A 12,884-nucleotide genomic window follows, 5' to 3' on the forward strand; every position below is an offset into this window, starting at 1 on the left:
CCACGAGCGTAGGTCCTTGCGTAGTGCGAACTTTGGACGGTTCAGCACGGCAACCTACGCTCGTTCCCTTTTACACCGCATCCTGGACGCGACCACAAGCGCGAGGAAGAGTAAGGCGACGCCACTACCCAGGAATGCTTTCCGGAAGACCCGGGCAGCGGAAGATGGATCTGCGCGAGACCGCCACGTGGCGTTCAAGAGAGCAGCCAACGGCAGAAGGATGAGAAGCGGCGCAACGACGTTCATGGGGCATGATCGTATGGGAAGAAGGGTCAACCGGCATGTCTTCTCGATCGGACACGTCTCCAGAAATCGACGAATTCTGAGTGACTAACTGGGTGACAATCGCCTCGGACGACCATGGACTAGAGGGGATCACCCTGGACCGTAAGCGCAGGTGAGCCTCGTAATCCGAGGTGGTCCCGCCCTCTTCGAGCGTGCCTTACAAGCGAGGGGTCACTGGTTCGATACCAGTACCGCCCACCTGCATGACGAAGCCCGGTAGCGATCTTGCTACCGGGCTTCGTGCCATTAGCGTGCCATTAGGTCGAGTTGATCACGGCGTCTATCGCGTTGACGATCTTGCGGTCGGCCTCTTCGGTGCTGTGCTGGTAGATCAACGCGGCGCGCACCGAATCGTGCCCCATCCGCTTCACTCTGCTTCCCGCGCGGGCCTTGAGACCTAGACTTGAATGCATGAGCGTCATGCGGGAGGAACTGCATCACCTGGTTGATCAGTTGCCGGAGTCGGAGCTGCGGCCCGCTCTGGAACTGATTCGTGGGCGGTTGGAGGAGCCCGCCCCGGCAGAGCGCGATCTGCCGTTCTTCGCGTCGTTCGAGGCCGAGCCGGATCTGGCCGAGCGGCACGAGGAGATCCTGCGTTCGGAGATGGGCCGCTGACGTGCTCTTGTGCGACACGGGCGTGTTGCTCGCTGCGGGCAACGTGAAGGACGAGCACCACCACGCCTGCCTGAAGTTGCTCCGCCAGGCAGAGGGACCGCTGCTCGTGCCCTCTCCCGTGATGGGAGAGGTCGGCTATCTGCTGGAGTCGCGTGTTGGCCCGCAGGCCGAGGTGACGTTCCTGAAGTCCTTCGGAGGCAACGGGTTCCACGTCGCCGAGCTGGAGGACGAGGACCTTCCCCGCATGGCGGAACTCGTTGAGAGGTATATGGATCTCCCCCTCGGCCTGGTGGACGCTGCCGTCATCGCGATCGCCGAGCGTCTCGGGCTGAGCGAGGTCGCCACTGTCGACCAACGGCATTTCAGGGTGGTCCGTCCACGTCATGTCGAGGCGTTCAGGCTGCTTCCCGGCTGATCTCAAATGTGGCCGTACTGAGTGACTATCTGGGTGACAACGACCATGGACCACGCTGGACAGCGGTGCACTGCCACGGACTATATGACCAGGTCAGGGCAGATATTCGTGCAGGTCCCGATCCTCCCTCGGGTGACTTGCAAGCGAGGGGTCACTGGTTCGATACCAGTACCGCCCACCAGCACAAAGAAGCCCGGTAGCGATCTTGCTACCGGGCTTCGTGCCATGAAAGCACAGCGAGCTGTCCTCTGTTCTTCGGTCCACGCGTCCCCCTACGATCGCTCCTTGTGACTGATCGCGATATCTTCCTGAGCGTCCTGGGGGCGGTTTCTCCCTGCTCATCGCTGTTGGCAGCGTCGTGTCCGGGGACGCCACGAACAAGCCCGGAGTGCCCATCACATGGGCATTGATCGGATTGAGCATCATGATGGGAGCCGTGGCTTTGGCTCTCAGCCGGCACCGAATCAACGGAGAACAAGCCTCCGGCGGGGGCGCTCGGCTCCGGGATGATCGCGACGGGCACGAGCCGGGTTTGTAGATGATCGAGGTGAGGGCCTGATCATCCCGCCCCGCCATCGACCCAGGACATGCTCCAGGTCACCGGGGCCGGTGGCCCTTCTTTTTACGGCTGGCCGGCACGGCCCGGCGGCCGGAGCCATTCTGCGCGGGCTTTCGTGCCTGCCGCTGTGCCGGTTTCTCCGCAGGGGAGGCGGGGGTACGGCCCCGCGAGCTGTTCACTGTCCGGCCGCGGACGATGCCGATGAAATCTTCCACCAGGTCAGTGGTCGCGTCCGTGGGCCAGGCCAGCGCGATCTGAGACTGCGGCGCGTCCGTAACCGGCCGGTAAGTGAGATCCCTGCGGTGGTGGAGGCGTGCCAGCGACTGCGGAACCAGGAGAAGCCCGGTGCCGGCCGCTACCAGCTCGACCGCGTGCGCCGTTGTGTCCGGGCGGGTGAACGCGGGCAGGCCTGGCCGGGCCGTCCACTCGATGGTGTCGTCCAGAGGATGGAGCACCTCGTCGTCGCTCAGGTCGGCGATGGCCACCTCGTCGGCGGCGGCCACCGCGTGGTCCTTGGGCACCACGACCACCGTGGTCTCCACGTAGAGCGGGATGACGCTGAGCCCGTCACGGTCGACCGGCAGCCTGACGAATCCGGCGTCGGCGCCGCCATCCCGCAGGAGTCCCACCACCTCGGCGGCGGGAACCGCGACCAGGGTAACCGGCACGCTGGGCATCCTCTCGGTCCAGATGCCGACCCATTTCGCGGGTGTCACCCCGGGCACGTACGCCAGCCGGAACACCCTGCCGATCTCCCCATCAGTCACGTCCTCAGGGTACCGATGTCAGGGGAACCCGTTCCGACGGACTACCCTCGACGCCATGACCTCGCCCAAACCGAAGAGCATCCAGACGATGAAGCCCGAGACCGCGGCCAAGAAGCTGGGTGTCCTGCTTGCGGCCACTCCCGCCGAGTTCCAGGCGGGTGTCGTCTCCAGGGACGAGCTCAACGAGTTGCAGGCGACGCCACCCGCCTGGCTCGCTGACCTTCGCCGCAACGGCCCGCACCCCAAGCAGGTCGTCGCCGCGAAGCTCGGGATCTCCACTTCCGGCCTGACCAGAGGCGGGATCACCGAACCGCTCACCACCGCTGAGATCGATGCGCTGAAGGCGGAGAACCCGGCGTGGCTGGAGCGCGAGCGGTCCATCCAGGCCGAGACCCGCAAGGAAGCACTCCGCCTCAAGCAACGCTAGACAGCTGCCCGGCGGCCGTCTCGGAGCTGCTGATCAACTATGGTGACCGGTCATGAGAGCCCTCATCGTCGGCGGTAGTGGCCTTCTCGGCAGCGAGCTCACTCGACAGTGTTCGCTGGCAGGGCACGAGGTTGCTGCGACCTATCTGACCCGGCCTGGAGAGACCGCCGGCGTTGAGTGGTTGCCGCTCGATGTGCGCCGACGAGAGGACGTCGAGCTGCTGGTCGGCGCGTTCCGGCCAGAGGTGGTCATCAACGCTGCCTCCCGGCAGAGGGATTGGACGACCACGGCGATCGGCGCCGCGAACGTGGCTCTCGCTGTCGCCATGGCGGGTGGACGCCTCGTCCATGTGTCCAGCGACGCGGTCTTCTCCGGCGCCGCGATTCGCTACGACGAGACGTGCGTCCCTGACCCGATCAGCCCGTATGGCGCGGCCAAAGCCGCCGCCGAGACAGCGGTGAACGCGATCGTGCCGGCTGCGGTGACAGCCCGGACAGCCGGGTTGCCGGGCCCGATGGACGTGCGCCTGGACTGCGCCATGACCCAGCGGCGGCTTCGGACCACGTTGCGCGGCGCGCGGCGATTCCTGGGCGACGGCCAGCGCTGATCGCGACCTTCGGAGCCAGTACCGCCCCCTGTGAAAAGACTCCGAGGACCTCTTCGGGGGCCCGGACGAAGGACACGCAATAGACGGGGCCCGAGAGCCAGGACCGCTCCTTTGATCGCGTGAGCGGCATGATCACAGCAGCGACCGACAATCCGGTCCAGGGCCTCGGTGGATCTACCAGAGAACGGGGCAGCGTGCAATGCCGCGGGCGGAATTGCGCAGGTCGTCGGAAGCATCCATGATCATCGCCCGTGAATTCTCTCCCTTTCCGTGTGATCTGCGCCGTGGCGGTGGTGGGCGCGGTCCTGCCCGCGGTGCCCGCGCAGGCCGACACCATCGAGCGCCTGGCCAACGGCGCGTTCGACGCCGGCACCAAAGCGCCCTGGTGGAGTAGCGGGAACACGCCGTCCGCGATCGACGCCGGCAGGCTCTGCGCCGATGTCCCCGCGGGTACGGTCAACGTCTGGGACGCGATGATCGGGCAGGGAGGCATCCCGTTCGAGAGCGGCCAGCCGTACAAACTGACCTTCAGGGCGGTGGCCTCCAAGGATGTGAAGATCAGGCCGGTCGCGCAGATGGGCGTGGCGCCGTACACCGCCGTCGTTTCGGGCTGGTCGTCGGTGACGACCAGCGCGGCGAGCTTCACCTACACCGGCACCTCCACGGTCGATTTCGCCGAGGGGCAGGTGCTCTTCCAGGTCGGCGGGGCGAAGGAGCCCTATCGGCTGTGCCTGGACGACATCTCCTTCACCGGTGGCACGTCCGCGCGCGACGGCCGGAACCTCGGCTCGCCGGTACGGGTCAACCAGCTGGGATATCTGTCCGACGGCCCCAAGCGGGCCACGATCGTCAACGCCTCGACCCAGCCGCTGACCTGGCGCCTGGTCGACAAGAACGGTGCGACCGCGGACACCGGTCAGACCCGGGTGCACGGGAACGACGCCATGTCCGGTGACCATGTCCACATCGCCGACTTCAGCGACTTCGGAGACGACGGCAGCTACCGGCTGGAGGTCGCGGGCCAGCGCAGCGTGGAGTTCAGGATCTCAGGGAGCCTGTACGGCGGGCTGCGCGCGGACGCGCTGGCGTACTTCTACCACAACCGCTCCGGCATCCCCATCGAGGCGGAGTACGTCGGCGCCGCCTACGCCCGGCCTGCCGGGCACCTCGGCGTGGCGCCCAACAAGGGCGACGGAGCGCAGTGGGGCGGTTGGTACGACGCGGGCGACCACGGCAAGTACGTCGTCAACGGCGCGCTGGCGGCCTGGCAGCTGATCGACGCCTACGAGCAGTCGGGAAACGTGAAGCTGAGCATCCCGGAGGCCGGTGGAGCGCTGCCGGACATCCTGGACGAGGCCAAGTGGCAACTGGACTTCCTGCTGCGCATGCAGCGAGAAGACGGCCTGGTCCACCACAAGATCCACGACGCCGACAAGTGGACCGGCATCCCGATGGCGCCGCAGGACGACCCGCAGCCCAGGAAGCTCTTCGCGCCCTCGACCGCGGCGACCCTCAACCTGGCCGCCGTCGGCGCCCGCTGCGCGCGGGTCTATCGTGCGTTCGACGCGGCCTTCGCCGGCACGTGCCTGGACGCGGCGAAGCTCGCCTGGAGGGCCGCGCTCGCCCATCCCGCGATCTACGCGGAGAAGGCGAGCCCGGGCGGCGGCGCCTACGATGACAACGACGTCACCGACGAGTTCTCGTGGGCGGCGGCCGAGCTGTACACGGCCACCGGTAACGCCATCTACCTGGACAAGATCAAGCACACGCTGCACACCGGCAACTTCTCCTGGAGGATGACCGGGGGGCTGGCCGACCTGGCGCTGGCCCGGGTGCCGACCATCCACGTCCCGCCCAGCGGCGCGACGAAGGCGGGCCTGGTCAAGCAGAACCCGCGGTACGGCACGGCCCGTACCCGCATCGTCGGCGCCGCCGACCGGCACCTGGCCGACCTGCGCAAGCAGGGCTACGCCAACCCGGACCTCCCCGGCGGCGGTAAGTACTTCTGGGGCTCGACCAGCGCCACCGCGAACCGGGCGATGGTCATCGCGCTCGCCTACGAGCTCACCAAGGACCCGAAGTATCGGGACGGCGCGCTGGAGTCGCTCGACTACCTGCTCGGCCGGAACGCGCTGAACCAGTCATACGTCACCGGGTACGGCGAGCGGGCCAGCAAGAACCAGCACCACCGGTTCTGGGCGCACCAGCTCAAGGCCACCCTGCCCAACCCCGCGCCCGGCTCACTGGCGGGCGGCCCCAACTCGGACCTGTCGACGAAGGACCCGGCGACCGTGGCGCCTGCCGAGCGGATCCTGTACGGCTGCGCCCCGGCCAAGTGTTATGTGGACGACATCAACTCCTACGCCACCAACGAGGTGGCGATCAACTGGAACTCGGCGCTGGCCTGGATGGCGGCGTTCGCCGACACGGTGTAATCCCGTCGGGGCGCGGGTCGTTCTGCCCGGCCACCATCGTGCCAGCACCTACGTCCCCGAGCCGTAGGTGCTGGCTGTCCGCGATGTGCCCCTGGGGCGGCGCCCGTACAGTCGCACGAAAGGAGGGATCGGCGCGTGAAGAGCATCAGAACCGGTACGGCAACCCTGGGCCTGGTCGTCGCGCTGGCCGCCGGTTGCGCGGCGCCGTACGGCAACGTGGACAAGGCGGGGGCGGGCGCGAGTGTGACGACGCTGACCATCGGCACGGACGATCAGCCGGGGCGCCCGGCCGCGGACGCCATCGAGGAGTTCGCCAGGCAGGTGAACGCGAAGTCCGGCGGCACGTTACGGCTCCAGCCGCGCTGGCAGGCTGCCGGTGAGGATGTCGACGACTGGGACCAGCAGGTCGCGCGCATGATCACCGGGGGACGGCTCGACATGGGGCTGATTCCGGCGCGGGCCTGGGACACCGAGGGCGTGACCAGTCTGCGCGCGCTGAACGCCCCGTTCCTGGTCACCTCGGAGGAGCACCTGCGACGCGTACTGTCCAGCGATCTCACCGGCCGGATGCTGGAGGGCCTGCGCAGCATCGGGCTCACCGGGCTGGCGCTGCTGCCGGAGGGCCTGCGGCGGCCGTTCGGTTACGACAGACCGCTCGTGTCGCCCGCACACTACGCGGGCGGCGGCGTCAGGGCGCCGCACTCGGCGACGGTCTACGCCATGCTGCGCGCACTGGGTGCCAAACCGGACGACTACGCCGGTGACGGCAGCGCGGTCGACAAGGCGTTGGCCGACAAGTCCTTGCGCGGCCTGGAGTCGAGCTACCGTTATGCGGCCGAGTTCAGTTCCATGGTCGCGACGGGCAACGTCACCTTCTTCCCCAAGGTGAACACCCTGGTGATCAGGAGCGATGTGCTCTCCCGGCTCTCCGGCGACCAGCGGAAGGTCCTGGCGGACGCGGCCGCGAGCGTCTTCGCCTGGACGCTGCAGCGCCTTCCCCGTGAGGCGGACGAGGCCGAGCGGTTCTGCGCGAAGGGCGGCAAGGTGCTGCTCGCATCCGCCGCCGACCTGCGAGCCCTGGAGAGTGCGGTGCGGCCGGTCTACGCCGAACTGGAGCGCGACCCGGTGACCAGGGAACTCATCAGCGGGATCCGGCGGCTCGCGGCGGACCTGCCGGACCCGCCACAGACGCGCACGTGCGGGATCGAACGGGAAGGGCTCAAGCCCGGGCCGAGTCGCAACCCCGGCCCGTTCCCCGAGGGCGTCTATCGCGTGGAGGTCCCCGTCGAGGATCTCGTGAAGGCCGGCGTCGGTCAGGGCGATGCGCGGCGGTTCGGCGGGGTCAACACGCTGACCGTCAAGGACGGCACGTGGGAATGGCGCGGCCCGAGCGGGCAGCGGGAGTGCGGTGGGCCCGCGTCCGTCGCGGACGGCCGGATCAAGCTGCAGATGGACGGGATCTGCGGGCCCGAGGAGTGGTGGATCTTCACGGCGACCTGGACCCTGGACGGCAAGCTCCTACGGTTCCTGGACTACCAGCAGGGTGACAGGAAGAGCGCGGCGGAGGATCCGTTGGGCTGGACGCTCTGGACGTCCAGGCCGTGGGAGAAGATCGCATAACGGCCTACAGACGGTCCGCGAACGCTAGATCACCCGGGGCTGGTTGTCCGCCGGGTCCACCGGGAGGATCTCCTCCAGCGTCACCCTGTGGTCGCGGTCGTTGTGGTAGCCGAACGACTGTCCGGGCTCGTTGGCGAGCTGCGAAAGGGTCGAGTTCGCCGCCTGGTCGGCGTCGATGCCGCCGTCCTGGATCGAGAAGCTGTAGCGGGCGCCCGCGTCGGCGTCGATCAACTCGCGGAGCCGGTCGAGCCGAATCCGGGAGGGCACCTGTACCCGGAGCGGGTGTGGTCCGTCGACGCGCAGGACGGCTCGCCCTCGGTCGGGCACCGGCTGGTCGCGGAATCCGGGCCGGCCGCAACACTTCTTGTACTTGCGCTCCGAGCCGCACCAGCAGGGCGCGTTGCGCTCCGGTGGCCAGGAGATCGCGTCATGGGCCGGGAGTGTGGACAGGTAGGCCAGCCGGGTGCTGCGACGTCGGGGATCGCGTCCCGTCCGTTCGGCGAACGCGTCGACCTCCGCCAGGTCGATGGCGACCACCGAAATCTTCCCGAGCTCGGCCGAGTCGTGCAGCGATGACTCCAGCTCGCGGCGGTAGTCCTCGTGGTCGAGGGGGAACGTGGCGTCGAGCAGCCCTTCGGCCAGGCCTCTGGCGTAGTCGCCCGCGGGGAGATAGACCATGCGAAACAGGGAGCGCTCCGCGCCGAAGGCGCGCTTTCCGTACGGCGTGGCGGCGGTGCTGAGCAGGTCCTCGAGCCGGGCTCTTGACTGCCGCCGGTGTTCGGGATCGGGGCTGCGCTCCTCGATCCGCTCGGCCTCCGCCTCCAGCCCGAGACTTCTGGCCAGGGCGGCGCCCTCCCTGGCCAGGTGGGCGCCGCGGTCGGGGTGAGCATGTTCGGCGAGGAACGCCGGAGCCAGGTAGTAGAAACGGACGTCGCGACGCTCCGGGAGCAGGAGCGACAGGTCACGGTGGAGGGCCTCCATCTCGGGCACGCCCTCGGCGTCGCGATAGGCCGCACGGAGCGCGCCCAGGGCGAAGCGCTGGTCGGGGTGGGCGTTGAGCACCTCGGTCAGCAGCTCGACCGCTTCAGGCAGCTCGTCATCGTCATAGAGGTCGACCAGCTCCCAGGCCAGCTCGAACACCCCGGGATCGCCCTGACTGCGCGGGTCCAGCAGCACCTGCCGGACCGTCTCCCTGGCCGCGGACTCGTCGGCGGGTTCGCCGAAGTCGTCCGGCTCGCCGAACTCGTCGTAGGCGGCATCGATCACCAGGGTGGGCTTGAGCGGATGGAAGAAGCTGTCGGGGAGCATGGGCTCATTGTCCACGCGGTGCAGAGGCGTGAGTGGCGTTATCGGGAGTGCGGTACGGCGGAGCATGAGTCGGCCCGGCCTTCCGAGGAAGGCCGGGCCGTACCGACGTCATCTTCGCACCGGATTCCCGCAAGCGGTTGACATGCGCTTGCAGGAATCCGGCATGTCCGATCATGACGACACATCTGACCATCCGTCACGCGGGTGCGTTACGTCGGGTTCGGTGCTTCAGGGTGATCCGGTCGGTGCGCCGCGCCGGTTCGAGCGTGATCGTGCGTGCCGTTGCCGGAACATGGCGCAGGTCGTGGGTGATCATGATGGTGGTGCGCCCCTCCATCAGCCGGGCCAGCGGCTCCATGATCCGGGCGGCCGTGGCCTCGTCGAGGCCGGTCATCGGCTCGTCGAGAACCAGCACCGGCGCGTCGCGCAGGATGGCCCGGGCGATCGCCAGGCGCTGCCGCTGCCCGCCCGACATCAGACGTCCCCGCTGCCCGATCGGGGTGTCGTACCGCTGGGGCAGGGCGTTGACGAAGTCGTCCACCCCGGCCAGGACGGCCGCCTGGACGACCTCGTCGTGCGTCGCCTCCGGCCTGCCGTACGCGATGTTGTCGCGGATGGTCCCCGAGAACAGCAGGCTCTCCTGGTGCAGCAACGTGACGTTGTCGCGCAGAGAGGCCATGGTCACGTCGCGGATGTCGGTGCCGTCGAGCAGGATCCCGCCCGCGCTCGGGTCGTAGAAGCGCAACAGCAGCTTGGCCAGCGTCGACTTGCCCGCGCCGCTCGGTCCTGTCACCACGACCAGTTCGCCGGGCGACACGGTGAACGACACGTTCTGGAGCGTCGGCCGGCGACGCTTGGGATAGGTGAAGGACACGTGGGCGAACTCGATGTGCCCTTGACTGCGCCGTGTCAGAGGTACGGCGGAGGCCTTGTCGGTGACCGCAGGACGAGCCCGCAGCACCTCCATGACCCGGTCGGAGCCCGCCGCCGCCTCCGAGATCGTGAGCGCGATCTCGCCGAGGCTCTGCACGGCCGGGTACAGGTAGGCCAGGTAGGCGGCGAACGCCAGCAGGCCGCCGATGGTGAGCCGTCCCGAGGCGATCTCCCAGGCGCCGAAGCCGATGATGACGATCAGGCAGATCGTCTCCAGCACCTGTACGGCGGGGCTGTACGCGCCCGACAGCCACGCCTGCGTCATGTTGGCCCTCAGCCAGGTGCGTCCCTCCCTGTGCAGGTGGCGCGCCTCCGACCGCTGGCGGTTGTACGCCTGGACGAGCGACTGGTTGGACAGGCTCTCCTCGATGACACTGTTCATCGCGCCGTTGCTGGCGCGCTCGCGCGCGGCCGCGACCCTGAACTTGCTGGCGAACAGCTTCGACACCAGCAGGAACGCGGGAACGAGCGTCATCGTCACCAGCGCCAGGTCCCACCTGATGTAGAAGGCGGCACCCGCGAAGAAGATCACGCTGGCGACGGTGGTGAACACCTTGACGAGCCCTGACCCGACCAGCTCCTCGATCGCCTCCACGTCGTCGGTGAGCCTGGCCATCAGGTCGCCGAGTTTGCGGTTGTCGAAGAAGTCGGGCGTGAGGGTTTCGAGGTGCGCGAAGACGCTGTCTCTCACCTTGAGCAGGAAGCGTTCGGCTCCGAGCGCCGTGACGTAGGAGCCGGCGAAGCTGAACACGCCGGCGACCACCGCCAGGCCCAGCCAGACGAAAGCGGGGCTCCAGAACGCCCCGAGATCGCCCGCGCTGAGCACCATGTCGGTGATGTAGCCGAACAGCCAGATCGCCGCCACTTCGCACAGCGCCGCCAGGATGGCGAACACGATGCCGGCGACGAACAGCTTCCTGACATGACGGGTGTAGGGCCAGAACTCCCTGAAAGTTCTGCGAATGGTGACAGCTGGAGCGAGGGGAGAGCTGTCCTGCGCAGTAAATGAGAGCCGACGGGCAATCCATCGGCTCTCACGAGAACTAACTACCACCCCCACCACCAGCGCCGGCGGAACCCCCAGCCGCCACCGCAGCCGCACCTACGCCGGCGGCGACAGCCCCACCATCTCCAGCTAGTCGTCTGGGACGGGAACAGTTTGGTGAGAGTCATCTTTCCTCCCCGTGAAGTGCTGTCTCTCAGGTCAGGACGCTAGCACCCAAATCGGGATGAATCATCAATTATCGCGGATATTGAACATCTCTTTGCGGCGCGACTTTAGGAAGATCGACAGGTTGCTTACCGTAAATTCACGCCAAATACTCAACAGGATTGCCATACCCTTTGCGAACTGGGCAAACGTCGCTTCAAGTGGGTGCTGGCGTTGTGTCATCTGTCGAAAGATATGGCATGGCTTCGTTGTACGAACAAAGATGTCCGCGCAACAAATCGAGCACAAAATTCCATGCGTGGATGCGGATATTTCTGGCTAAAGACGGTGTTCTGACGGCGTGTCGCCGCGGTTATGCCGCCCGCATGACAAGGGATCGGCTGCCTGCTGCGGCTGGAAAAGGGGGCTTGCGGCATGGTGTACGGCGGCGCGCGGGGCCGTACGCAAAAGCCTGCATACAAGGGAAGCGACAGCGGGGGCCGTGGGATGAGAGGAAGCGGCAGCGAGGGCGGGGGTGGGATGAAGGGAAGAGGGGTGACGGTCGGGGGCGGGATGATGGGAAGCGGGGGTGCGCGGGGATCAGGGGCTGGGATACGGGGGGCCGGGGCGGCGGGATGGGAAAGAGGGGCCGGGATTGGGAGGAAGGGGAGCGAAGGGCGGGGATGGCGCAGGCCGCGCGCGATGCGGCGGCCTGCGCCTGGAGCGGCTACACGCCGGCGCGGGCGCGGCTGCTGCCGGCCATCGACTTGTCGAACATCGCCGTCTCGGCGATGTCCTCCTTGTCCGTGTGGGTCTCCTCCATCCGCAGCGCCAGCCCGAGCGCGAAGAACGTGGGCGCCCACTCGCCGATGAAGATCCCCCACCGGTCGGCCCTGTCGATCCCCGCGTCCTCGGCCGACGCGGAGACCAGCCAGGAGCAGATGGACGCGCCGATGGCGGCGAATCCGGCGGCGTACATGTGGCCCGACCTGAGGCCCATGCTGTGCAACTTCTTGATCATCTAAGATCCCCCCTTGTTGTGGGGAACGTGCCCTCTCCGCCGCCCGGAACCCGGGGCGGGGCACAAAGAGTTCGTATTCTGGGCCGCTGGAGGACACCATGACCGCTGATCGCCACCGCCCGGGCTATGTCCGCCGCCGTCTGGGCAGGGCGCTGCTCGGGTACGCCGTCGCCCTCGTGGTGGCTGCGGTCGTCCTCGCCGTCTGGTGGCTCACGAGGTGATCCGACGTTCTTCCGTCTGTACGGCTGTCGCCGGGGTCATGGTCACCGTGGGATGACGGTGGCCGCCCGTCCATCACGCGTACTCCATCGGATGACGGCGGGCCGCCGTCACGACGGGATCGTTTGGCCAACGGCTTCGGTAACGCCGGTGCGGTCCTGATGTCCGGGCCGACCGACACCACCGTGGTCCTAGCCGCCGAGGCCCAGACCTTCGAGCAGGTCCGCGCCCCCGAGCAGGCTGCCGAGCAGGTCGCCGATCTCGTCGGTGTTGGCGCGGGCCGGTGCCGGCCCGGGTGTGATGGCCGCGACGGCCGGAGCGGCAGCCACGCCCAGTGCCAGCGCCACGCCGGCGGTCATGATCGCGAAACGCTTCATGTTCGGTCCCCCTGATTGATCGTTTGTCCGGAAGACTATCGATCTCGGTGGCAAGCGCCCGTCAAGTACGGGTTCGTGTTGACCAAGGGGACTCAACAGGGTCGGGGGACGCTGTGAAGTGGGGGTTTTGCCGCGCCTTGGGGCGG

13 protein-coding genes are annotated in these 12,884 nt (G+C 67.7%); 7 read left to right on the forward strand and 6 right to left on the reverse strand.

Going from position 1 to position 12,884, the window contains the following annotated elements; genetic code table 11:
- Positions 1–696: 696 nt before the first annotated feature.
- Both ACFXJ8_RS38070 and ACFXJ8_RS38075 read left to right on the forward strand, forming a co-directional pair.
- The gene (locus ACFXJ8_RS38070) at positions 697–900 is read left to right on the forward strand and encodes a hypothetical protein (RefSeq protein ID WP_379649475.1); all 204 of its coding nucleotides are present in this window, start codon (positions 697–699) and stop codon (positions 898–900) included.
- 1 nt (position 901) lies between these two features.
- Entirely contained in the window at positions 902–1,315 is a 414-nt protein-coding gene (locus tag ACFXJ8_RS38075) for a type II toxin-antitoxin system VapC family toxin (RefSeq protein WP_379649477.1), read from the forward strand.
- 597 nt (positions 1,316–1,912) lie between these two features.
- Here the strand turns inward: ACFXJ8_RS38075 and ACFXJ8_RS38080 are convergent.
- Positions 1,913–2,641 (reverse strand): LysR family substrate-binding domain-containing protein, encoded by a 729-nt coding sequence (locus ACFXJ8_RS38080; RefSeq protein WP_379649478.1) that lies wholly within the window; start codon positions 2,639–2,641, stop codon positions 1,913–1,915.
- A 55-nt stretch (positions 2,642–2,696) separates the two neighbouring features.
- Between ACFXJ8_RS38080 and ACFXJ8_RS38085 the strand changes: the two genes are divergently transcribed.
- From ACFXJ8_RS38085 to ACFXJ8_RS38100, 4 genes are all read left to right on the forward strand, one after another.
- Positions 2,697–3,068, forward strand: coding sequence for a DUF5997 family protein (locus ACFXJ8_RS38085; protein ID WP_379649479.1), 372 nt, complete (start codon positions 2,697–2,699; stop codon positions 3,066–3,068).
- A 52-nt stretch (positions 3,069–3,120) separates the two neighbouring features.
- A complete protein-coding gene (locus tag ACFXJ8_RS38090; RefSeq protein ID WP_379649481.1) occupies positions 3,121–3,675 on the forward strand; it encodes a sugar nucleotide-binding protein in 555 nt (184 codons plus the stop codon).
- 251 nt (positions 3,676–3,926) lie between these two features.
- Positions 3,927–6,110 carry a glycoside hydrolase family 9 protein gene (locus ACFXJ8_RS38095; RefSeq protein ID WP_379649483.1) on the forward strand — a complete coding sequence of 728 codons (2,184 nt, stop codon included), beginning with the start codon at positions 3,927–3,929 and terminating at the stop codon, positions 6,108–6,110.
- 135 nt (positions 6,111–6,245) lie between these two features.
- A complete protein-coding gene (locus ACFXJ8_RS38100; RefSeq protein ID WP_379649485.1) occupies positions 6,246–7,730 on the forward strand; it encodes a TRAP transporter substrate-binding protein in 1,485 nt (494 codons plus the stop codon).
- 24 nt (positions 7,731–7,754) lie between these two features.
- On the opposite strand, the gene ACFXJ8_RS38105 is transcribed toward ACFXJ8_RS38100, so the two are convergent.
- The 4 genes from ACFXJ8_RS38105 to ACFXJ8_RS38120 all read right to left on the reverse strand — a co-directional run bounded on the left by ACFXJ8_RS38105 (position 7,755) and on the right by ACFXJ8_RS38120 (position 12,142).
- The gene (locus ACFXJ8_RS38105; RefSeq protein ID WP_379649487.1) at positions 7,755–9,038 is read right to left on the reverse strand and encodes an SEC-C metal-binding domain-containing protein; all 1,284 of its coding nucleotides are present in this window, start codon (positions 9,036–9,038) and stop codon (positions 7,755–7,757) included.
- Positions 9,039–9,234: 196 nt separating this feature from the next.
- On the reverse strand, positions 9,235–10,866 hold the full coding sequence (locus ACFXJ8_RS38110; protein WP_379649489.1) for an ABC transporter ATP-binding protein: 1,632 nt from the start codon (positions 10,864–10,866) through the stop codon (positions 9,235–9,237).
- 342 nt (positions 10,867–11,208) lie between these two features.
- Positions 11,209–11,364, reverse strand: a complete 156-nt coding sequence (locus ACFXJ8_RS38115; protein ID WP_379649491.1) for a hypothetical protein — start codon at positions 11,362–11,364, stop codon at positions 11,209–11,211.
- Between the two features lie 484 nt (positions 11,365–11,848).
- A complete protein-coding gene (locus tag ACFXJ8_RS38120) occupies positions 11,849–12,142 on the reverse strand; it encodes a hypothetical protein (RefSeq protein WP_379649493.1) in 294 nt (97 codons plus the stop codon).
- 98 nt (positions 12,143–12,240) lie between these two features.
- On the opposite strand from ACFXJ8_RS38120, the gene ACFXJ8_RS38125 reads away from it, so the two are divergent.
- Complete coding sequence (locus ACFXJ8_RS38125; protein WP_379649495.1) at positions 12,241–12,363, forward strand: hypothetical protein; 123 nt, start codon at positions 12,241–12,243, stop codon at positions 12,361–12,363.
- Between the two features lie 189 nt (positions 12,364–12,552).
- Here the strand turns inward: ACFXJ8_RS38125 and ACFXJ8_RS38130 are convergent, their stop codons facing one another.
- Positions 12,553–12,738, reverse strand: a complete 186-nt coding sequence (locus ACFXJ8_RS38130; RefSeq protein ID WP_379649497.1) for a hypothetical protein — start codon at positions 12,736–12,738, stop codon at positions 12,553–12,555.
- Between the last annotated feature and the right edge of the window lie 146 nt (positions 12,739–12,884).

The sequence above is a fragment of the Nonomuraea sp. NPDC059194 genome, assembly GCF_042754765.1.
Lineage (GTDB): Bacteria > Actinomycetota > Actinomycetes > Streptosporangiales > Streptosporangiaceae > Nonomuraea.